We start from the raw sequence: 21,591 nt of genomic DNA, 5'->3' as shown, positions 1-21,591 counted from the left end.
CGTGTAGGTCTCCCCCTTGGTGAACGAAATACCATTCTCCTTCGTACTGAACCCAGCCTTCGTTCGTATATAACGCACCGTCTGCTCCTAATAAATAACATGAACCTTGATTAAAAATATTACCCGTTTTCATTGCTCCACTTTCATCAAAGTAGTACCACTTTCCTCCATCACTTAACCAGCTATTACTTTTCATTGCCCCATCCGCATTCAAGTAATACCATGTACCATTATCCTTTAACCACCCTGTTTTCTTCACACCATTTTGATCATAGAAATACCATGTATTTCCCTCTTTTGTCCACCCCGTTTTCTGCATTTCCTGTTCTGTTTTTGGAGTAAGTTGTTTTACAGCTTCTTGGTTTTCAGCATGAGATACTGCAGGCACTACAAACATCGCAGACATTAAAACTGGTAAAATATTTTTCTTCATTTTCCATATCCCCCAAATAATGAATAATTTGTATTTTTATTTCCATAAAGAGAATTATATTACGATATCCTAATATAATCAACACTTTTGTAATATAATTGCAATAGTTTTAATTTATAAGTAACAAAAACCACTTAAGGGTAATTTTAATTACTTTTTTGTTACATTCATATTTTAAAAGTCACTATTTCTTGGAGACACTAAAAGTAGATGGAAAGTTAGAGCAACAAATTGATATTAGTAAAATAACAGGTACAATGGATACGAATTACACAACAAAAATCGGTGTAGATGGCAAAGGAACTTTATTCGGCAACAACTTTAACGCAGCATTAGATGAAGTATCAATTCTAAAAAAAGCAGGAACAGCTGAAGATGCGCAAAAGATGTATCAGTCCGCTCCTCCTATCTCTGTTACTAACATTTCAATTGATCAACCAACTGTACAATTAAATGTTGATGGCTACACATATTTAAAAGCTGACATCAAACCTTCAGCTTCAGCTGCAACAAATAAAAAAGTGACTTGGAAAAGTAGTGACTCGAGTATCGTTGCACTTGAAAATCAAAATGATACGATCAACGCAAAAGCTTTGAAGCCTGGACGTGTTGTTTTAACTGCATCGACGGAAGATGGAAACTATAATAAATACGTTTATATTCAAGTTAAATAGCGAAAAAAAGCGGCTCACAATGATTGTAAGCCGCTTTTCACTACTCTTTAATATTTACTCCATACTCCTTAAACCACACATGAATTTGTGCCAAATGTGCCAATAGTTGTGGCCCGGTCATCAACTGGCCAAACCACGGCGTTTGAAACGCACTACCACCTGATTGAATCAACCCTTGTAATTGTTCTTTATCAAACAACTCATGCAAAATTGAGTTTTTATCCGTTAAAAGATTCTGTAACCATACTGTTACTGCTTCTGTGTAGTGCGGATTGTGCGTTTTGGGATACGGACTTTTCTTTCTATATAATATATCATTCGGTAATACACCTTCTAATGCTTTACGTAATAGACCTTTTTCGCGATTTTTATACATTTTCATTTCCCAAGGAATATTCCACGCATATTCGACAAGACGATGATCCGCAAATGGAACACGTACCTCTAAACTCGCCCCCATACTCATGCGATCCTTTCTGTCTAATAATGTCGTCATAAACCAAACCATATTCAAATAAAATAATTGTCGTCTTTTTGCTTCAATTGTACTTTCTCCTTCTAACACCGGTACTTCCTGTATTGATTCTTCATAACGCCGCTGTACATATTCTTGCAGTTTTAATTTATCACGCCATTTTTTTTTCAGAAGTTGTTCACGCGCCTCTGTAGAACGCATCCACGGAAATGCACTTGATTGCAAATCATCTTCCCGGTAAAACCATGGATAACCTCCAAAGATTTCATCGGCACATTCGCCCGACAAACCGACGACAAAATCTTGTTTAATTTCTCGGCAAAACCATAATAATGAAGAATCGATATCTGCCATACCAGGTAAATCGCGAACGAGTACTGCTTCTGTTAAATACTCCGCTAACTGTTCATTGGAAATCACACAACGGTGATGAATTGTACCAAATGTTTCTGTCATCAAATCAATAAATGGTGCATCTGAATTTGGTTGAAAAGCATTTGCTTTAAAATATTTTTCATTATCTTCATAATCAATCGAATACGTATGCAACTTCCCTTTCCCTTCTCTTTCATATGCCATTGCCGCAAACGCTGTAATGGCACTTGAATCTACCCCACCCGACAAAAATGTACATAACGGTACATCTGAAACCAATTGTCTTGTAATTGCATCCTTAAGCAGGAACCGTACTTGTTCTACTGTTTCTTCAAATGAATGTTCATGTTTTTTACTCTCAACATTCCAATAGCGCCATATACATAAACCATCTTTTGAAAAAGTAAGAACATGACCTGGACGTAGCTCTTGAATTCCTGCATAAATACCATGTCCAGGTGTTCGAGACGGTCCTAACCCAAATATTTCTGATAGTCCCTCTGTCGTAACTTCTGTCTTTACATCTGGATGAGCTAAAATAGCTTTTAATTCTGAAGCAAACAATAATCTTCCGTTTTCATATTTATAAAATAATGGTTTCACACCTAATCGATCCCGTGCAATAAACACTTGTTCTTTTTTCTCATCCCAAACCGCAAAAGCATATATTCCATTTAAATGATTCACACATTCTTCTTTCCATTCGATATAAGACGCTAATAATACTTCCGTATCAGAATGCCCTTTAAATCTATAACCTCTTTGCATTAATTCTTTACGAATATCTTCTGTATTATAAAGTTCCCCATTATAACAAATTGTGTAATACTCTTCTTCTTTCATACATGTACATGTCATCGGCTGTTTCCCACCTTCAGGATCAACCACAATTAAACGTTTATGCCCAAAAGCAACATGCCTTTTGATCCAGACATTCGTATCATCTGGACCGCGCTTTGCAAGTGTTTCTGCCATCTTCGTAACCGTTTCTCTTTCACCTTCTAACGACCGCTTATAATCAATCCATCCTGTAATCCCGCACATATAAATCATCCTTCCTATCCTATATCCGTATAACTTTACTCCGTTCAAAACCCAAATAGAACCAAAAAGGCTGAACTGAAACAACTGCACGTAAAAGCCTAATTGATGAGGGCTAACGATCCAGACGGAATTTCTCCGTCCAGATAAAAAATTCACTGTATGAAGCATGTTTTTATTCTATGCCCACCTTTCTTTAGGTGTTCCATAGTTATAAAGAATGCCTGAACTGTCTATAACAGGAATAACTACTTCTATAAAAGGAGAAATCACGAATGAAACAACGCAAACATATTTTGTATAATCAACCGCGTGCTCATACAATTGGGAATGTGGAATATATAAACAATGAATGGATATTCTTTGATGATGAAAATGATGAAGCATTTTTGCTTGAAGATATTATTGAAGATGGATTTGAAGTTTTATATAACAACAATTGGCTACCGGCAAGATTCTACGAACAAAACATATTACAAATTGCAAATGAACATCATCCATTGCAAAATGGTGAAATGATACGAATTCGTAAAAAATTACTACTCAGTTATCATGAATGGTTAGAAGAACTATCCGATTCCGCTTTTGCGTTATTTGCAGAAACATTGCAGTCCTTCAATTATTCTTTATATGACTGTATATATTGTCATAATTTCTTATCGTTTCAGCCGAAAGAAGGGCCTTGTGAAGGTGTAAACCTGCTATTATTTGATAACGAAAAAATGATTTGCTCGTTGCACCATCATTACGTTCGGTATTCCACTTGTAATAAGAATATATTTCAATTTACAAAAACAAACGGGGAACAACTACATATAGAATCTACGTGAATACAAAAATAAGAAGAATCACTCATTCTCTATAGAACGAGCGATTTTTTTATTTTTGTTACAATAGCTATACCTCGTCTCTATCTTTTCCGTAATCAAACCTCATAAATGTATTTCATTTCATATAAGTTCAAATTTGACAAACCATTAAAGAAAAACCATCTTATTCTCCTTTACAGAAAAATAAGATGGTTCTATTTTACGCAAATGGTGAAAATCCCATCGGTAATCGTAATCCAAGATATAGTACAATAACAAGCGCAATAATAAATTGAACCCAAAACGCCCCTGCCGGTTTCTTCTTACTTGTTTTCACAAGAACCATTTCCATTGCAGCAATAACCCAAACGCCAACTAACATTTTTAGGCCATACCACATATGCATGTTCCCTGTTGCTGTTTTCATAATGCTTTGATACAGTAAGAAACCCGTTACAATGATGATGATATACACAAGACGAAGCCCCATATGTACGCCTTTACCTTTTCTTCCTGCCGTATACATAGAATACGCCACAAAGAATAAAATAAGCCCTAGTGCCCACGCTGTAATATGCATGTGTGTTGTCACGATATCCCAACCTCCTCTTTTCCCACTTTTTCACTTTATATGATACCATGTCCACTTCTTTTCAGGAAATGTTTCGCTTTTTTACATTTAAATGATATAATATTTAGAGTATTTATAAACTTCTTGTAATAACAAAAGGGGGAACAATCATGATTCAAACAAAGGATATTATCGAACTAACAGACACATATGGAGCTCACAACTATCATCCGCTACCAATCGTAATTTCGAAAGCAGAAGGAGTTTGGGTAGAAGATCCTGAAGGAAACCGCTACATGGACTTACTTAGTGCATATTCTGCGGTAAACCAAGGACACCGTCATCCGAAAATTATTGACGCTTTAATTGAACAAGCAAACCGTGTTACGTTAACTTCACGTGCCTTCCATAGTGATCAATTAGGTCCTTGGTACGAAAAAGTAGCGAAATTAACAAATAAAAATATGGTACTTCCAATGAATACAGGTGCGGAAGCTGTTGAAACCGCAATCAAAACAGCACGTCGCTGGGCATATGATGTGAAAAAGGTAGAAGAAAATAGAGCTGAAATTATCGTTTGTGAAGATAACTTCCATGGTCGTACAATGGGGGCAGTTTCCATGTCATCCAATGAAGAATACAAACGTGGCTTCGGACCAATGCTTCCTGGCATTATTGTAATTCCTTACGGTGATTTAGAAGCATTAAAAGCTGCAATTACACCAAATACAGCTGCATTTATTTTAGAACCAATTCAAGGAGAAGCAGGAATTAACATTCCACCAGCTGGATTCCTAGAAGAAGCATACGATATATGTAAAAAAGAAAACGTTTTATTTGTAGCTGACGAAATTCAAACTGGTTTAGGCCGTACTGGTAAACTATTTGCATGTGATTGGGACAACGTAATTCCTGACATGTACATACTTGGTAAAGCACTTGGCGGCGGCGTATTCCCAATTTCTTGCGTCGCAGCAAATCACGATATTTTAGGCGTATTCGAACCAGGTTCTCACGGCTCTACATTCGGTGGTAATCCACTTGCATGTGCTGTTTCTATTGCAGCTCTTGACGTATTATTAGATGAGAAATTAACAGAGCGTTCTCTTCAATTAGGTGAAAAATTAGTAGGACAATTAAAAGAAATTGATAATCCTATGATCACAGACATCCGTGGTAAAGGATTATTTATCGGAATCGAATTGAACGAGCCTGCTCGTCCATATTGCGAAAAATTAAAAGAAGCAGGTTTATTATGTAAAGAAACACATGAAAATGTAATTCGTATCGCACCACCTCTTGTTATTTCTGAGGAAGACCTAGAGTGGGCATTCCAAAAAATTAAAGCGGTATTATCTTAATCAAAACAAGCTGCCTCTTACGAGGCAGCTTGTTTTATGAAACAATCATTTTTGAGAAAAGTAATATCCCAACGATAACCGGAAATAGAAGCAACACACCTGCTATACAGGAGACAATCACATGTTTCAATTCCCACCAATCATTTCTTATCCCTTTCCGAAACCAAAACAATGAAAAAGGTATAATGAATATCACTGCCGTTACCAATCCTGGAACATATCTTTCTGTCAAAATTGCCCCAGTGATATGAAACAACCCATTCATAAAAATCATCGCTTGTATAACGAGCAATATATAAAGCGTGACTTTCTTTTTAAATATAGAATGAATACACACAAGCAGAAAGACAATGCTTGTTAACAAACATAATGCAATGAAGAAATATTGTTTTTGCCCCGCGTTTTCTTCCATACGAATCGGTTGGAAATACTTCATTTCAGGGAAAAAGTAATATTCCTCAGCATTATGAAATGCAAATAGAATAGGGATGAGCCAAATATATAACGTACTATTTGACCAAGTTTTGAAGCGTTCCAACATGCTGCACCGTTATTGTCACTTCATCACCAGCGCTTAGAAATTTAGGTGGTATAAACCCTTTCCCAACTCCCGCTGGTGTTCCAGTTGCAATAATATCCCCAGGCTCTAACGTCATCCCTTTACTTACGATAGAAATAATATCTTCTATTGAAAACATCATATTTGCAGTATTTGAAGTTTGCCGAACCTCTCCGTTCACTCTTGTTTCAATATCTAATTGATTCGGGATTTCAATAGCCGTCTTATGAACTAAATACGGCCCCATTGGGCAAAATGTATCAAAACTTTTTCCTAAGAAAAATTGTTTATGTTTTCTTTGAATATCTCGAGCAGTTATGTCATTTACAATTGTATAACCGAAAACATATTCAAGCGCCTTATCTTTTGCAATTTGTTTTCCGCGTTTCCCAATCACAATTGCGAGTTCTCCTTCATAATCTAGTTCACTCGTTGCATGCGGATGACTGTGAATTTTCTCTCCATTCCCGATAACCGTCGTCGGCGCCTTTGTGAAAATCATGATATCTTTCGGAATAGACTCTTCTCCACCCATCTCTATCGCATGATCACGATAGTTTTTTCCGACGCAAAGAATATTCTTTCTTGGTCTTGGAATAGGTGCTAATATTTTAACGTCTTGCAATGGATAATACGCCGTCGTTTCATTTTCCTTTGCCCAATTTACAATTTCTACCACTTTTTCAATAAAAGCATTTCCTTTTTCGATACACTCTAGCATTGTAATAGGGACTGTAATCTTTTCGCCTTTTTGCCGCTGTGCTTCTCTAATATGCAGCACTTTTTCTTGATACTCATCCACAATGCCAACAAATACTTTCTCTTCCTTCTTCACTGTAACAAATCGCATGATTTCCACTCTCCATCCTAAAACTCATACAATGTAATTGTATTCGCATTCCTTTAAAAAAAACCTGCCAATACATTTTAATTTTTACAAGATTCTTCATTTTTTACACTGTCCGATGTTATTTTGGAATAAAATGTAGAATTTTTACTTTTTTTATCGAAGCTATTTCTTTTTTATGGAACTTTTGTATAATATGTACTACATATATACTTAAAATTTATAAAGAGATGGAGCCGATTCTATGTTTGAGCAAGCGATTGAAAAAAAACGTGAGAAAATGATGTATTTTGCTGAACGCTACGGAATAACTTCTCAAAAAACAGTGGATTGTAGCCAAGAACTGGACAGGCTCTTAAATGTTGTTTGGCTTTTGAAAGTAGATTTCACCTCAACTTATACTATAGACGAACACATACAATGAAGTGTGTGTCTTTTATTTGAAAAAAGACACATTTTAATGAACACGCCCATACAATAATAGAAAAGGATTTTTTTACGATCCTTTATTTTTTAATATTGAACACGCATAATAACAGCAATAAAAATTTTATTTATGAAAGGTGTTTGCTATGCCAGCGATGGTTGGACATATTCATATCGTTAACATTGGATCAAGTGGTATTTTTCATGTTGGAGATGTATTTGCAATTAGACCGATTAGTTACTCACGTGCTTTTGCAGGAGCTGGTTCTTTTAATGTTGGTGAAAATATTTCAGTATACAATTATCAAAATACGACAACAGTCAATGATACAGACATAATCGATCAAGCTATAATTGGATCAAACTAAAGGAGGCGAATGATAAGTGAACTTTTATGTACAGCAAAGTATTATCATTAACAAGATAAGAATCGAGAGCATTACAACATCATCTGTTTTTCAAATTGGAAGTGCCGGCAGCATTAAGGCACTATCTAAATTTTCCAATACCGGTGGATTTACAGCGCCGCTTCGCCCCTTGAAATCGAAAGGACAAATTATTTCTATTAAACCATGATGAGTTCTTCTTAAGCTCTTTATGTCATAAACATATAGAGCAAGCATATGTCCCTCCCTATTGAAAAGGAGGTTTCACACAGTGAATCAAGATGTATACATTTACCTACAACAATTTCAACAAGTTCTTCAAAAACAGCAAGAAACAATCCATGCATTAGAAGAGCAAGTACGGACATTAAAAGAAGAGCTTGATGAACTAAAAGGCCGGCCCTCCTCTTCTATAGGAAAAGTAGAATATAAATTCGATCAATTAAAAGTAGAAAACTTAAATGGTACGTTAAATATCGGCTTAAATCCATTCGCAACTAAAGGGCAACAAATTGAAGATTTTGAAGTAGATACAGAAACATTAAAAGTAAATCCAGAAACACAAACAACTCCCGATTTTTATCAAGGCATTATTCAAGAGATGCATCGCTATTTAGATGAAGAAGCATATAGCAGAATTCTTCATTTTGAACAAGAACAGCGGACGCCGCTCGATGATATGTATCGACAAATGATGATTGACGATATAAAAAAACAAATGGAGCATCGCCTTCCTTACTATTTATCACAAGTACAGCCGTATGAGGACATTACATCAAACCCCGAATATATGAAAGACGTAATTATTCAAGCTATGAAACAAGATATTGATAAAGCATTCCTTTCCTTTATTCAGCACATACCGAATAATTTTCGAAAGGAGTAAGTTTACATGAACTTTAACGTGGTTAATTGTGAAATGAAAGTTGGTCAGATTAAAATGAACGGGGTATCTTCATCTGCACTTTTTTTAATCGGTGATGCAAACCTCCTCATTCTCTCTTCTATTCTCGATACGCCTTTTGAATCAATGACTGAAGGTCCATTTGTACCTCTCGTAATTGCCGCGCCTACTACTCCAGGTTAAGGAGGGAGCTTTATGCTTCAGCACATTTCAGTTGTTCATCAATCCAATATTATCTCTATGGGGATTTCTGGTGTTTTTCAAGTTGGCGACGCAAAACAGATGGAATTAAAAAGTCGAGCGCTTATTGTACACCGTGAAATTCCTTACTATTTAAAAGGCGAAGGAAAATTAGAGGCTTATAAAATCTTTACAGATGATGAAATCACAATTCCCACCCGATCAACCGATGTCAAAATGAATATTATAAATGAATGTCCCTTTATTGAAGTAGGTGATGTTACGATTCGGTCCTTATTAAATTCTGCTTGCTTTCAAATTGGCTCCGTTGACTACGCATTTAATAATTCACGTATTCTCCAAATTCGCCAATATATCACAGATGAACCTTTGAACAAATAAATCATATAGTAATGTTAAAGAAAAGTGTTTAGGTAGGTGAATAACATGCCCTCTGTCGTTGGAAACCTCGTTGTTCAAAATAGTAACGGCTCTTTTAACTTAGGTGACTTCTATAATGTCTCTCCTAAGGAAAATACAAAGGCATATAACGGTTCAGGAGCATCAAATGTTGCTTTTGTTGTTAATACATTTAACGGTGTCAGCGCAACAAATACATTCGATTCAGATGTTGCGGATCAAGATCAAATTGGAACGGCTTAAAAAAAGTAGGAGAATTGTTCTCCTACTTTTTTCGTTCTTTTGATTTTCTTGTTCGCGCTTCAATAAGTGTAATCATTCTTATTGTTTAACCTTTGAATGATAACCCACTTTCCTTCAAAGCAGTTCTAAGTTTAGGTAAAGATGCTGGCCCCATACCGTGCAGTTGTAAAATCTCTTTCTCACTACATTTTGAGAGCTGCTGCAAAGAAGTTATTTCATTGTGTTCCAATGCTCTTCTTGCTGGTGCCGAGAGAAGTGAAAGAAATCCACTCTCTGGTTTTCGTTCTTTCTCACAGATCGGACAAGAAGAGCAATCGCTACTTTTATAATATTGGTGTCCATTGTTGCAAGTTCTTAAACTTTTTTTGGAAGTAACCATTTTACATACTCCCTTCCTAAAGTTACATCTTTCCTCTGTTTCACATTTATACTTTGATGTATGTTTCACTCACTTTGTTAATCAACATGTACTATGTGATTTCCATCAAAGAAATATAAGCACTTTTCTTTCACTGGATGATGTAAACTTTTCTCTAACGCTTTCGCATATAATGAAAGCTGTACTTTATAACGTTCTTCTAAAATCGGCTTTGCTTGGTCGAATCCACCTGGGAACTTTCCTTCAATTGTATCTGTTTTAAAATCAATTAATACAACTCCGTCTTCCTCTTCTATCATACAATCAATAACTCCTTGGACAAGTACAGATTCTCTGCTCTGATTTTGCCAATCTTGATACGCTTCTTCCGCTGAAAGCATCATCGTAAACGGCACTTCACGTTCTACACTTTTCGCAGCTAACACACGCTTACCAAGATCCGTATCAAAAAACGCTACAATTCGATCAATCGCAATTTCTTCTGCTTGCTCAAATGTTAGTAATTCTTTATTTACCATTTCCGCAATTTGCTCTTGAACGGTTTCAAGCGTGATCGGTTTTTGTAAATTAACATGTTGCATTACGGCGTGAACAGCTGTTCCCCGTTCAGCATAAGTTAACCCCTTTTTCTCCATAAAACGAGGACGCGTTTTTATAGGAGTACGAAGTTTTTTAATAAAGGCATTATCACTTCCATCTTCCGATTGATAATTCCGCTTTATCTCAGTAACAGACTGCTTCGCCCGATGCGCTGTTGCACCTTCATACGCATATTCCCAAGTTAAACGAGCATACACCTCTTCTTTTCGTTCACTTTCTAGAGGAACAGGTTTTTTCTCACGAAGCGCTTCTAACAATTCTTGCTTTTCTTCTTGTACTGGTTCCGGTGCAAGTAAAGTGCTACCATCAATCACTTCCACTTTCCAGCTCGCATCGTATTCATAAATTTCATTTGGTATATTTCCTTGTCCAAGTTCAAGAAGCATTTCGCTATCACGATGTCTATATAGTGACGGTGCAATCCAATCTAAGTAACAAGATGCTCCTGCACGAACGTAATCCGGTAACAACCAATCTGTATGCTCACGCGGGTCAAGCCACTTTTCAATTTCTTTTTCTTTATCTTTCACCGTACCAATTAAAATCAATTTTTCTTTTGCACGCGTTAGAGCAACATATAATACGCGCATCTCTTCCGCAATTAGTTCCATCTTCATTTTACGTTTAATGGCTAGTTGTGATAACGTTGTATATTTAATTCGTTTACGAGGATCAATAAACTGTGATCCAAAACCGAAATCTTTGTGTAATAAGAATCGTTTCATTAAATCTTGTGTATTAAAACGGCGCCCAAGCCCCGCTACAAATACAACTGGGAACTCTAACCCTTTACTTTTATGAATCGTCATAATTCGAACCACATCTTCTTGTTCACTAAGCGCTCTCGCTGTTCCCATATCATCCCCGCGCTCTAAAATACGTTCAATAAAGCGAAGGAAACGGAATAACCCGCGGAAAGATGTTGCTTCGTACTGCCTTGCGCGATCATATAGTACGCGTAAGTTAGCTTGACGCTGTTTTCCCGCTGGAAGACCACCAACGAAATCATAATAACCTGTCTCACGATATACTTTCCAAATTAAATCAGAAAGAGACTGCTGGCGCGCAAATTCACGCCATCCTTGCAAGAGATTATAGAACCATTGTAATTTCCCATGTAATTCTGCCTCTTCTTCAAGCGGCGCGCCTTGTAAAAAGGAACGCATCACTTCATAAAACGAGCCTTTTTTCTCATGAGCACGTAACATCGCAAGCTCTTCATCATTTAACCCAACAATCGGTGAACGAAGCACAGCAGCAAGCGGAATATCTTGCATCGGATTATCAATTACCCGAAACACATTCATCATAACGGTCACTTCTGTCGCTTCAAAATAACCTGTCGCGAGCTCAGCGTAAACAGGAATGCCTTGTAATTTTAACTCTTCCATAATTTGCGGAGCCCACGGCATCGAACGAAGTAAAATGACAAAGTCACGGTATTTCACAGGGCGCATGCTATCTGTTTTACGATCATATACTTCATAACCTGAATCAACCATCGCTTTAATTCGCTGCGCCATTAAACGTGCTTCAAGCTGTGCTTTTTCTACTTCTACACCGTCTTCTCCCTCTACCGATTCTTCTTCCCCAGACTGATGAATACATAATAGTTCGGCTGCTACATCTTCTCCTTCTGGGTAGCTCGCACCTAACTTTAGTTCAGCATCAGCATCGTAATCGATTTCCCCGACAGTTTCGCCCATAATTTGTTTAAAAATAAAGTTCGTACCTGCTAGTACTTCATGACGACTGCGGAAGTTTTTGGCTAAATCAATCTTCATCCCGCCGTCTATTCCTTCAGGTGTAAAACGTTTATACTTTCCTAGAAATAAGCCAGGCTCTGCTAATCGGAATCGGTATATCGACTGTTTTACGTCGCCGACCATAAACAGATTACCTTCTTGTTCAGAGTCTTTCGTTACAAACTTAATAATTGACTCCTGCACAAAGTTCGTATCTTGATATTCATCGACAAGTACTTCGGCAAATTTATTCCGATATTGAAGCGCAACTGGTGATGGACGAAGCTCACCATCGTTCGTACGTTCACTTAAAATTTGTAAGCAAAAATGCTCTAAATCTGTGAAATCAACCATTCCTTTATCACGCTTTATCGTTTGAAAACGTTCAGTAAATACTTTTACAATCTGAACAAGCTTTTCTAGTACAGGGTGCATATCCTTGAAATCACGTAAAAAGCTTTCTGGTTTCCGGCTAAACAACTCTTCTTGTAGCTTCTTCACTTCATCTTTCGCTTTATTTCTAAGTGAATCTACTTGTTTGACAATCTCTTCATTGTAATCACTCTTTTTAATACGCTTTAACGTTTGCCACGAAACATTTTGCATCGCTTCATATACACTTGTCCAAGACTGATGTGCTGCACTAGATAACGTCCCGAGTAACACAAGGTCCGCTTGTAATGTCTCCATGCGAGGCGCTGGCCCATCCGGAAGCATAGCTAACTCAATTGCTTTCTGAATATGCTTTTCAGCTGTTTCCAGCTGAAACTTCACATCTTCTAATAAATAAGTTGCATACGTTAAGTCTTCAATTGATTTCCCTTCCACATCATATGCTTCGACAAGCTTATCTAGCCACTTCTCTGGATCTGGATGCGCCCTCGATTCCGTATGAAGCGCTAAAATCATACGCTGCAGGTCATCATCACTACGATCACTCGTATATCGGTCAACTAGTTCAAAGAAAATGTCATTTCCTTCGATTCCATATTCCTCTTCTAATATGTCATCTAATACTTCTTCTTTTAATAATTCATTTTCTGTCTGGTTAGCAATGCGAAAACGGGGATCAACATCGAGCATATAATAATACGTTCGAATCACTTGTAAACAGAACGAGTGAATGGTTGAAATTGATGCTTTATTTAATAAGCTGAGCTGTTTCCGAACATGCCCTGATCCTGGCTCATCAATTAATACTTTTTCTAACGCTTCACCAATTCTGTTTTTCATCTCTTGTGCCGCTGCATTTGTAAACGTTACGACAAGCAAGCGATCCACATCTACTGGATTCTCGGCATTAATAATTTTGCGAATAATTCTTTCTACAAGTACAGCTGTCTTTCCCGATCCCGCTGCCGCCGCTACTAAAATATCACGGCCATCTCGGGCAACTGCCTTCCATTGATCATCTGTCCATTGACTACCTTCWGGTTTCTKWGGCCAATTYTCTATCATTCTCCGCCAACCTCCTCTCTMATTTTCTCCATCGCTTCACTATCTTTCATATCTTTCAACGTACGAAACTGATTGTCTTCAAGTGATTCATCAAATTGACAAACAGAACGGAAATTACAGAATGTACAAGCTGCTTTTTTCCCCATTTTATACGGTGCGATATCAATAACACCTTCTGTAATGTCTTTCCCGATGTTTTCAAATGTATGATGTACATATTGCTGTAAAGTTGTAAATTCTTGCTCACTTGCAATACTAGAACGCGCACTAAAGCTACCATCTTTTTTCAGACCTGCAGAAATAATGTCTGAACTTCCCGTTGAAAGCTTGTTATCCATCAATCGAACAACATCCGCATCTCCTAGTACGAGACCTTTCATTTTAAATTTCTTTAAAATTTCCTTTTCAATCTCTTCTTCTGAAGCGTCGCCCTTCATCTCCACAATCGGATTATGGATATGGAAATATAAAACGCCAGCAGGTGATGCCGTTCCATCTTTTTTCATCCACGTATTCGCATTTGAAATAACAACGTCTAAATACGTTAACATTTGAAGTGCTAACCCATAATATACTTCTGTTAAATCTAAAGCTTTTGTGCTCGATTTATAATCAATAATGCGAAGGAAGGTACCATTTTCGTCTTCCGCTTTATCTACACGGTCAATCCGGCCAACAACTTCCATTTTCACACCGTTCGGCAACGAAAACTCCATCGGCGGAAGTGAGCCTGTCCCGCCCATACCAAATGGAACCTCTAAATCAACTGGCACAAATCCACTGGACTTCGCATGTTCACGAAGGATAAGTGACGTACGGAAAATGATTTGCTGTAACTTTTGTTTCAAATAATAATTCCGATTAGAACTTAATAAAATTTGTCTTTGTAATAACGGTGCGATTTCTTCAATTACTACGGCAGAAAGATGCTCACACTCTTTTATCGATAAATCAGCCCAAGTACGATTTTCCCTAAGTAACTTGTCTGCAATTTTCTTTAATGCTGCATGGAATAATTCGCYGATATCCGGTGCATCTAACTTGAAAATATCACGCTCTCTCAGCGATAATCCATGCTGCGCAAAATGAGCATATGCGCATCGATTAAATAATTCCATGCGAGAGACGCTTCCTTTAATTTTATCTCCGTATAGATCTCTACTTACAACCGAGCTAAGCTTCTGCGCACGGTTTCGATAAAATAAACTAGATAGTACACGACTACTTTTTTGCTTCCACTCGGGCGATGTAACATAGAAGTTGTAAACATCCCACCAAAAATCAAGGTTCCCTTCAAAACCATATCGTTTCCAATTTTGTAATTGCTGCGTTACATATGACAAGGTAACCTCTGGCGTTGCTACATACGAAATTTGTACCTGGCGAGATAAATCATTCACATCATTCGTTACAAATACTTCTTTAACAGAAGGAAACATTCTTTTCACTTTCTTAATAAAGCTAGATGAAAGTAGCGTCTTTCCTTCTTCATCCGCAAGGGGACAAGAAATATACAACTTCTCAGATGCACGAGTTACTGTTTGATAAATAACAAATTGCTCTTCTAATAACGTCTGCCTTGTTGTTGGTGCTAATTCTACACCAGCCGTAACGAGAAATTCCCTTTCTTCATCCGATAACATCCCTTCATCTGAAGGAGCTGCCGGAATGATTCCTTCATTCGCACCAATCACAAAAGCCGCGCGAATATCCGATAACCTTGAACGATCAATGTTCGCAATGAGCACTTGATCTAAAGAAGGCGGGATATTTGCAAATTGAAGTGCCTCAAGTCCCGTTGTCATTACATCGATAAACATTGAACGAGACATCTTTTCCTCACCAAGCATTTCTACAAATGTATCAAGAAGATTCATTACTTCTTCCCAAACTTGATCATGGTCACTTGCAAATAGAAAATCCCCTTCTGCCTCAGCACGCATACGCAAATCTTCCAGTTTTTTAGGAACATCTAATTCTTCTAAAAACAAATAAACCGCTTCACACATTTGTACAACTGAACTTGCACGTTTTAAACGCTTCTGCAAACGAATAATTGGTGTCCTTACCACATCACGAAGGCGGTTTATTTTCTCTTCCATTTCACGTTCGCTATCTGTTTGCATTCCGTTTACTCCATCTAGCGAACGATAACGACGATACGTCCACGGCTCATCTGCCGTCCATCTCTTTCCTTGTACGCCATATGCTAAACAGTAATTTTCAAACTCATCCATTTCTTCGCGCATTGATTCTTTTCTCACATCCAACGGATATAATAATTCCGTTTTTATACAGCGAAAAATAGCATCATAACGCCAATTCCCACTAATGACTTCTAGCGCAGAACGAATGCATTCAATCAATGGATGATGTGACATTGGACGCTTTTCATCGATAAAGTGCGGAATATCGTAATCAGTAAACAATGTTTTCATTACATCATAATAGCTTTCTCCATTACGAAGAAGAACCGTAATATCTCTGTAGCGATACTTCTCTTCCGCAACAAGTCTGCGAATTTCCCTAGCTACACCTTCAACTTCCGCTCGCAAGTTTGCCGCTGTATATAATGTAATGCCTGGTTCACTTTGGAACTTCTTAGACGGACGAGATTCAAACTCAGCTTCTAGATGTGCCAATGCTGGCGAAAGAAAACGTGGCTGTTCTCTCATTGAAATTGTACTTTCAACTGCGATTTTCTCCTCACGTGCCAGTTGTTTTACCTTTTCATACGTAAGTACTGTTTGATAAAACAAATCTAGTTCACTTGTTGGCTGCGATAATGTTTTTTCATCTACTGTTAACGTAATTGTTATTCTTGCTCCGCAAATCATGAGCTGTCTAATAATCTCTAATTCCCCAGGTGAAAATGAATGAAATCCGTCTATATAAATTTCTGCGCCTTTTACATAATCAGAATCCGGAAGCTTTTCTACAAGCAACTGTAAATAATCTTCTGAATCTAAATATTTACCAATTAAAGCCCGTTCAAAATCATCATATAAAAGCTGAAGGTCGTACATTTTATTTGCTAATAATTTTTGCTCATCACCGCTACTATGAGCATCTAACTGTTGCCACATCTCATATACATTCGATGGCGTTACATTATAACGTTTAAACTCGGCAATCATGCTGCCTAAATGTTCAAAAAAGCCATTTTGTTCTGCTGCTTTTTGAAACACATACAATCCTTCTTTACGCGCTTCTACAATTTTACGTAGTAACATATGCACGCCAGCCTCATCAATATGAAGGCGGCTTGCACCACCAACTTCTTGCAAGACCTTCCACGCTAACCTTGAAAAACTAAAAACTTGCGCCCTGATGGAGGCGCTAACTCCTTCATTACCTATTAAAGCTTGCTGCGTTTGGAACGTCATTTGTTCCGGTACAAGATATAAAATTGTTTCGCCTCTTGGACGCTGCCCTAATTCTTCTTGCACTTCATGTAAACAAAATGTACTTTTTCCACTTCCAGCTCGTCCAATCACAAATCGAAGCGACATGTAATCCCCACCTTTCACTTACATAACGAACGTTAGTTTGCTGTCATCATTGTATTATAGGACAGGAAAAAAGACAAACAGAGGCTGCTTGTCTTTTCCTTCCCTATAAGCTGTAAAGTGAAACTTTAATCAGCCCTCACCAATCATGTTTTTACGGGCAGTTTATCCCCCACCTAGCTTCTTTGATTTCCTTAGAATCTTGAGGGTGGGGAACCTACTGCCCGCAAATAGCGGGATAAATCATTTCATTATCCTTTTGAAAAATTCGTTTGCACTTCATGAATCGGCCAATAGCGTAAATCCACTTTCCCGACAACAGTATCTGCTTTTACAAATCCAAAATGCCTGCTATCCCAACTGCCGAGACGATTATCACCAATCACAAAAATATACCCCTTCGGAACAGCCTTTTCTCTCGTTAATTCTTCTAACGTAAAATCACCTGTCAACTGCCGGCCTTCCGCTTGCCTCTTATATGTTTCCAAATAAGGCTCATCAATAAATTGACCGTTTATATACAATTTGTCATGCTTATATTCAATCCGATCGCCTGGTAAACCGATAATTCGCTTTACATAGTCTTCCTTTTTATTCGCATGAAACACGACAACATCAAATCGGTTCAACTCCCCAACTTGATAGCTAACCTTATTCACAACAAGCATATTTCCATCTTGAAGTGTCGGCATCATTGACTTCCCCTCTACAACATACGTTGAGAAGAAAAACGTTCGAAAGAAAACAGCTAATAGCACACCTATAAAGATTGTTCTCATCCACTCTAGGCCTTCTTTTTTCAAAGCTCGCTTCATCTGTCTCTCCCCTCACCCTTTTCTATACTGGAGCCCTAATTATAGCGAAGACTAGTCTTAATGTAGTTCTAGCTTTACCTCAATCTTCTTACCGACATACCATAAAATAAAAATGACACCTATGACAATAATTGTTTTCACAGGCTTATGGATAAAAGAAGTTAAATCATGCCCAATATAACTTAAAATAAGAATCATGACTAACTTTCCAAGCGCTAACGCTAACACAAACTGCCTTATACTAATACGTGATAAACCAGCCACAACATTAATAAGTGCAGACGGCGTAAAAGGAAAACAAAATAATATAAAAATAGGTGCGAATCCTTTTCGCTCAATCCATCCCATCGCTTTGCGCACTTTCGGATGTTTATTCACAAACGAGAAGAATCGACTTCGTCCAAAACGACGAATAACTGAAAATACAATTAATGCACCGAGAACCGATCCAAGCCATGAATACAAAAAACCAAACCAAAACCCGAAGGCAACTGCATTTGCCATCACAAACAAAATAAGTGGCAGTGCCGGGATAAGCGCCTCTACCATCGGCAAGCCAATACCAAGGAGTGGTCCAAGTGCCCGATAACTCTCTACAATCTGGTCCATATTTTCTGCTGAAAAATACTCTTTGATTGTTTGAAAATCCATTCTACAATTTACCCCTTTGCTATATTCCTATCCCTACTTTATCATCGCTTATTGGAAAGAGGAAATGGTAGATACGACATATGGAGATATATCTATTAAAGTTCCATAGTTTTATGTAAAAATCCTTCATTATTATTGCGTGATAATCTATCATTATTTGACAGGATGTTACATATTGATAAATAAAGTGCAACTTTAATCAGTGGAGTTTTCTTCACCCTCCACTGATTATTAGCCCTCACCAATCGGGTATTTACGGGCAGTTATCTCCCACCTATCTTCTTCGCTTCTCTCGAAATCTTGAGGTGGGAGTCTTAATGCTCGCAAATAGCGGGATAAATTTATATCCCCCAAAAACGTCCTTTATCTTCCTTCATATTGTAAATTATCAATCCAGTTTTCAACTAAAATCAACAACCGTATTATTATAAATGGGCAAAAATACTATAACAGTGGTTCCTTTCCCTACTTGGCTTCTTATGTTTATTTTTCCACCATGACTTTCACTAATTTGATAACTAATCATAAGCCCAACACCCGTTCCCTTTTCTTTTGTACTATAGAAAGGTTCGCCTTTGGAAAATATAACATTTTGATTATTATCGAGGAGACAGTATGGAACTTTAGTTAAATTATAAAATTGTTCTGTTATGTTCTTGAACTCGTTTATATTTATAAGGTCTTTAAGTGTATATCTCATTATTTAACCTATCTCCTTTTTATTTAATATATTATTATAATTCTCTAAAAATTAATTATTCCGAAAATAAGATGAACACTTTAAACAGTTTCCTAATACAACGATAATTTTGTTCTACATTGTGATTTAGATATTTCACCTGTCTTTTCGTAATGCCTGCTGGTATCTTTTTCTCTTTCTTCGACTCTGCACATAGATAGGCCAGATACTTGTCTAGAGTGATAACATACGAATTTGAAATATGAAAAGACCGCAAAGCTTTCTTGAAAAAGCGCTTTGCGGCCTTATGATCTCTTGTTTTTCCTAAGTAAAAATCAGTTATATTTCCTTCCGAATCAACGGCACGCTATAAAGTGAAACTTCCACCGGTTGAGGGCTTCATCTCCCACTGATGGAAAGCCCTCAACAATCGGGATAAATACATCCATTACCCTGTTACTTTCATATGGATTATTTAATTCTGATTCATACTGATGAACCCAGTTTATAATCGTTGTATACGCATTAGATAATCTATGTTCTCCTATTATCTTCACTAAGTCACTTACTATTAACAAGATAATACCTTGATAGTTTCTATTTGAAATCATTTGACTTTGATATACATAATCTCCAGCCTTTCTAAGTTACTAAGATCAGCATGTCCAAGTCTGATAGATTTCTTGCACCAGAACCAGTTTTTTATTATCTCATTCGTTGACGAGCGAATAGGAATCCACCTAAAACGAACAATACCATACCTCCAATAATTGAAATCATTTCCGTTGGTGTTCCACCTGTTTTAGGAAGTAATGCTGTCGTCTTATCATTTTCTTTAGTAGGTGGAACTTTTGAATCGCTATTTATGTTTGTGTTTGTATGTGTATTTGGATCTTTGTTTGGATCTTTGTTTGGATCTTTGTCTGGATCTTTGTCTGGATCTTTGTTTGGATCTTTGTTTGGATCTTTGTTTGGATCTTTGTCTGGATCTACACCTGGTTCGTCCTTGATTTTTGTATTCGTGATGTCATAACCTTTGACTTCTGTTTGATATCCATCTACYGSTTGTTCTTTTACTTCATACTTGTAGGCTTTKCCGTCTGCATCATAAGCTGSTAAATCTGCAAATGTATATTTCCACCCTGTTGCTTCACTTACTTCTTTCGTATCAACCTTTTGACCGTTTTGAAGTAAGTCTACTTGWATYGTTTTCGGACGATCTKTYGCATTRTCGTCTTTCCACGTYTTYGTTCCTTCTACTTTTGTCTTTCCTACTTTTGTATTCGTRATGTCATAACCTTTGACTTCTGTTTGATATCCATCTACTGGTTGTTCTTTTACTTCATAYTTGTAGGCAGCGCCATTCGCATCGTAGGCTGCTAAATCTTTAAATTCATACTTCCAGCCWSTTGCTTCWSTTACTTCTTGTGTCGCAATGACTTGGCCATTTTGWAGTAAGTCTACTTGTATCGTTTTCGGACGATCTTTCGCATTATCGTCTTTCCACGTCTTCGTTCCTTCTACTTTTGTTTGRCCWACCTTTGTATTCGTGATGTCATAACCTTTGACTTCTGTTTGATATCCATCTACTGGTTGTTCTTTCACTTCATATTTGTAGGCAGCGCCATTCGCATCGTAGGCTGCTAAATCTTTAAATTCATACTTCCAGCCWSTTGCTTCTGTTACTTCYTGYGTCGCAATGACTTGGCCATTTTGWAGTAAGTCTACTTTGATTGTTTTCGGGCGATCTTTCGCATTATCGTCTTTCCACGTCTTCGTTCCTTCTACTTTTGTTTGGCCGACCTTTGTATTCGTGATGTCATAACCTTTGACTTCTGWTTGATATCCATCTACCGSTTGTTCTTTTACTTCATACTTGTAGGCTTTGCCGTCTGCATCATAAGCTGGTAAATCTGCAAATGTATATTTCCACCCTGTTGCTTCACTTACTTCTTGTGTCGCAATGACTTGGCCATTTTGTAGTAAGTCTACTTGAATCGTTTTCGGACGATCTTTCGCATTATCGTCTTTCCACGTCTTCGTTCCTCCTA

21 protein-coding genes and 2 pseudogenes are annotated in these 21,591 nt (G+C 37.4%); 10 read left to right on the top strand and 13 right to left on the bottom strand.

The features are described 5' to 3' along the window. Window positions 1–433 (bottom strand): annotated as a pseudogene (locus tag AC1DIT_RS19930) (glucan-binding protein); the annotation flags it as partial. Window positions 434–624: 191 nt separating this feature from the next. Between AC1DIT_RS19930 and AC1DIT_RS19925 the strand changes: the two are divergent. Continuing rightward, window positions 625–1,107 (top strand): Ig-like domain-containing protein, encoded by a 483-nt coding sequence (locus AC1DIT_RS19925; RefSeq protein WP_229161488.1) that lies wholly within the window; start codon window positions 625–627, stop codon window positions 1,105–1,107. Window positions 1,108–1,147: 40 nt separating this feature from the next. On the opposite strand, the gene asnB is transcribed toward AC1DIT_RS19925, so the two are convergent. After that, the gene (asnB, locus tag AC1DIT_RS19920; RefSeq protein ID WP_016132587.1) at window positions 1,148–3,001 is read right to left on the bottom strand and encodes an asparagine synthase (glutamine-hydrolyzing); all 1,854 of its coding nucleotides are present in this window, start codon (window positions 2,999–3,001) and stop codon (window positions 1,148–1,150) included. A 272-nt stretch (window positions 3,002–3,273) separates the two neighbouring features. On the opposite strand from asnB, the gene AC1DIT_RS19915 reads away from it, so the two are divergent. Continuing rightward, a complete protein-coding gene (locus AC1DIT_RS19915) occupies window positions 3,274–3,828 on the top strand; it encodes a DUF2777 domain-containing protein (protein WP_016113749.1) in 555 nt (184 codons plus the stop codon). A gap of 199 nt (window positions 3,829–4,027) precedes the next feature. Here the strand turns inward: AC1DIT_RS19915 and AC1DIT_RS19910 are convergent, their stop codons facing one another. Beyond that, a complete protein-coding gene (locus tag AC1DIT_RS19910) occupies window positions 4,028–4,387 on the bottom strand; it encodes a YisL family protein (RefSeq protein WP_033671045.1) in 360 nt (119 codons plus the stop codon). Window positions 4,388–4,548: 161 nt separating this feature from the next. Between AC1DIT_RS19910 and rocD the strand changes: the two genes are divergently transcribed. Further along, on the top strand, window positions 4,549–5,739 hold the full coding sequence (rocD, locus tag AC1DIT_RS19905; RefSeq protein WP_016113747.1) for an ornithine aminotransferase: 1,191 nt from the start codon (window positions 4,549–4,551) through the stop codon (window positions 5,737–5,739). A gap of 34 nt (window positions 5,740–5,773) precedes the next feature. Here the strand turns inward: rocD and AC1DIT_RS19900 are convergent, their stop codons facing one another. After that, the gene (locus tag AC1DIT_RS19900; protein WP_016113746.1) at window positions 5,774–6,280 is read right to left on the bottom strand and encodes an HXXEE domain-containing protein; all 507 of its coding nucleotides are present in this window, start codon (window positions 6,278–6,280) and stop codon (window positions 5,774–5,776) included. Continuing rightward, entirely contained in the window at window positions 6,249–7,148 is a 900-nt protein-coding gene (locus tag AC1DIT_RS19895; protein ID WP_016131240.1) for a fumarylacetoacetate hydrolase family protein, read from the bottom strand. The genes AC1DIT_RS19900 and AC1DIT_RS19895 overlap by 32 nt, the downstream gene beginning before the upstream one ends. A 241-nt stretch (window positions 7,149–7,389) precedes the next feature. Between AC1DIT_RS19895 and AC1DIT_RS19890 the strand changes: the two genes are divergently transcribed. From AC1DIT_RS19890 to gerPF, 7 genes are all read left to right on the top strand, one after another. Continuing rightward, a complete protein-coding gene (locus tag AC1DIT_RS19890) occupies window positions 7,390–7,569 on the top strand; it encodes an aspartyl-phosphate phosphatase Spo0E family protein (protein ID WP_016113744.1) in 180 nt (59 codons plus the stop codon). Window positions 7,570–7,717: 148 nt separating this feature from the next. Then, entirely contained in the window at window positions 7,718–7,939 is a 222-nt protein-coding gene (locus AC1DIT_RS19885) for a spore germination protein (RefSeq protein ID WP_016113743.1), read from the top strand. A gap of 16 nt (window positions 7,940–7,955) precedes the next feature. Beyond that, window positions 7,956–8,147, top strand: a complete 192-nt coding sequence (locus AC1DIT_RS19880; RefSeq protein WP_016113742.1) for a spore germination protein GerPB — start codon at window positions 7,956–7,958, stop codon at window positions 8,145–8,147. Between the two features lie 81 nt (window positions 8,148–8,228). Beyond that, window positions 8,229–8,843 (top strand): spore germination protein GerPC, encoded by a 615-nt coding sequence (gene gerPC, locus AC1DIT_RS19875; RefSeq protein WP_016113741.1) that lies wholly within the window; start codon window positions 8,229–8,231, stop codon window positions 8,841–8,843. Window positions 8,844–8,849: 6 nt separating this feature from the next. Then, window positions 8,850–9,044, top strand: coding sequence for a hypothetical protein (locus tag AC1DIT_RS19870; RefSeq protein WP_016113740.1), 195 nt, complete (start codon window positions 8,850–8,852; stop codon window positions 9,042–9,044). A 12-nt stretch (window positions 9,045–9,056) separates the two neighbouring features. Continuing rightward, window positions 9,057–9,443 carry a spore germination protein GerPE gene (locus AC1DIT_RS19865; protein ID WP_016113739.1) on the top strand — a complete coding sequence of 129 codons (387 nt, stop codon included), beginning with the start codon at window positions 9,057–9,059 and terminating at the stop codon, window positions 9,441–9,443. Between the two features lie 45 nt (window positions 9,444–9,488). Further along, complete coding sequence (gerPF, locus tag AC1DIT_RS19860) at window positions 9,489–9,704, top strand: spore germination protein GerPF (RefSeq protein ID WP_003195867.1); 216 nt, start codon at window positions 9,489–9,491, stop codon at window positions 9,702–9,704. Window positions 9,705–9,789: 85 nt separating this feature from the next. Here gerPF and AC1DIT_RS19855 read toward each other — a convergent pair whose 3' ends face one another. The 8 genes and pseudogenes from AC1DIT_RS19855 to AC1DIT_RS19820 form a co-directional block, all read right to left on the bottom strand. Next, window positions 9,790–10,083, bottom strand: coding sequence for an RNA polymerase alpha subunit C-terminal domain-containing protein (locus tag AC1DIT_RS19855; protein ID WP_016132586.1), 294 nt, complete (start codon window positions 10,081–10,083; stop codon window positions 9,790–9,792). A 77-nt stretch (window positions 10,084–10,160) separates the two neighbouring features. Next, entirely contained in the window at window positions 10,161–13,886 is a 3,726-nt protein-coding gene (gene addA / locus AC1DIT_RS19850; RefSeq protein WP_476998362.1) for a helicase-exonuclease AddAB subunit AddA, read from the bottom strand. After that, window positions 13,883–17,398 carry a helicase-exonuclease AddAB subunit AddB gene (gene addB / locus AC1DIT_RS19845; protein ID WP_476998361.1) on the bottom strand — a complete coding sequence of 1,172 codons (3,516 nt, stop codon included), beginning with the start codon at window positions 17,396–17,398 and terminating at the stop codon, window positions 13,883–13,885. Before addB ends, addA begins: the two co-directional genes overlap by 4 nt. Before the next feature lie 248 nt (window positions 17,399–17,646). After that, window positions 17,647–18,210, bottom strand: a complete 564-nt coding sequence (gene lepB, locus AC1DIT_RS19840; protein WP_016132584.1) for a signal peptidase I — start codon at window positions 18,208–18,210, stop codon at window positions 17,647–17,649. A 57-nt stretch (window positions 18,211–18,267) separates the two neighbouring features. Further along, entirely contained in the window at window positions 18,268–18,861 is a 594-nt protein-coding gene (locus AC1DIT_RS19835; RefSeq protein ID WP_016113735.1) for a TVP38/TMEM64 family protein, read from the bottom strand. Between the two features lie 400 nt (window positions 18,862–19,261). Further along, window positions 19,262–19,561, bottom strand: coding sequence for an ATP-binding protein (locus tag AC1DIT_RS19830; RefSeq protein WP_016132583.1), 300 nt, complete (start codon window positions 19,559–19,561; stop codon window positions 19,262–19,264). 88 nt (window positions 19,562–19,649) lie between these two features. Beyond that, window positions 19,650–19,907, bottom strand: a pseudogene (locus tag AC1DIT_RS19825) (DDE-type integrase/transposase/recombinase); the annotation flags it as partial. A gap of 338 nt (window positions 19,908–20,245) precedes the next feature. Beyond that, a partial coding sequence (locus AC1DIT_RS19820; protein ID WP_476998360.1) for a Cna B-type domain-containing protein occupies window positions 20,246–21,591 on the bottom strand: 1,346 nt, incomplete at its 5' end.

This window comes from Bacillus sp. 05T22, assembly GCF_056396765.1.
The sequence above is the reverse complement of the archived record's forward strand: the minus strand, read 5'-3'. Positions and strand labels throughout refer to the sequence as shown.

Excerpts from the sequence above, each read along its gene's own strand:
- asnB (WP_016132587.1), bottom strand. The coding sequence starts at position 3,001 with ATGTGCGGGATTACAGGATGGATTGATTATAAGCGGTCGTTAGAAGGT.
- AC1DIT_RS19915 (WP_016113749.1), top strand. The coding sequence starts at position 3,274 with ATGAAACAACGCAAACATATTTTGTATAATCAACCGCGTGCTCATACA.
- AC1DIT_RS19910 (WP_033671045.1), bottom strand. The coding sequence starts at position 4,387 with ATGCATATTACAGCGTGGGCACTAGGGCTTATTTTATTCTTTGTGGCG.
- rocD (WP_016113747.1), top strand. The coding sequence starts at position 4,549 with ATGATTCAAACAAAGGATATTATCGAACTAACAGACACATATGGAGCT.
- AC1DIT_RS19900 (WP_016113746.1), bottom strand. The coding sequence starts at position 6,280 with ATGTTGGAACGCTTCAAAACTTGGTCAAATAGTACGTTATATATTTGG.
- AC1DIT_RS19895 (WP_016131240.1), bottom strand. The coding sequence starts at position 7,148 with ATGCGATTTGTTACAGTGAAGAAGGAAGAGAAAGTATTTGTTGGCATT.
- AC1DIT_RS19890 (WP_016113744.1), top strand. The coding sequence starts at position 7,390 with ATGTTTGAGCAAGCGATTGAAAAAAAACGTGAGAAAATGATGTATTTT.
- AC1DIT_RS19885 (WP_016113743.1), top strand. The coding sequence starts at position 7,718 with ATGCCAGCGATGGTTGGACATATTCATATCGTTAACATTGGATCAAGT.
- AC1DIT_RS19870 (WP_016113740.1), top strand. The coding sequence starts at position 8,850 with ATGAACTTTAACGTGGTTAATTGTGAAATGAAAGTTGGTCAGATTAAA.
- AC1DIT_RS19865 (WP_016113739.1), top strand. The coding sequence starts at position 9,057 with ATGCTTCAGCACATTTCAGTTGTTCATCAATCCAATATTATCTCTATG.
- gerPF (WP_003195867.1), top strand. The coding sequence starts at position 9,489 with ATGCCCTCTGTCGTTGGAAACCTCGTTGTTCAAAATAGTAACGGCTCT.
- AC1DIT_RS19855 (WP_016132586.1), bottom strand. The coding sequence starts at position 10,083 with ATGGTTACTTCCAAAAAAAGTTTAAGAACTTGCAACAATGGACACCAA.
- lepB (WP_016132584.1), bottom strand. The coding sequence starts at position 18,210 with ATGAAGCGAGCTTTGAAAAAAGAAGGCCTAGAGTGGATGAGAACAATC.
- AC1DIT_RS19835 (WP_016113735.1), bottom strand. The coding sequence starts at position 18,861 with ATGGATTTTCAAACAATCAAAGAGTATTTTTCAGCAGAAAATATGGAC.
- AC1DIT_RS19830 (WP_016132583.1), bottom strand. The coding sequence starts at position 19,561 with ATGAGATATACACTTAAAGACCTTATAAATATAAACGAGTTCAAGAAC.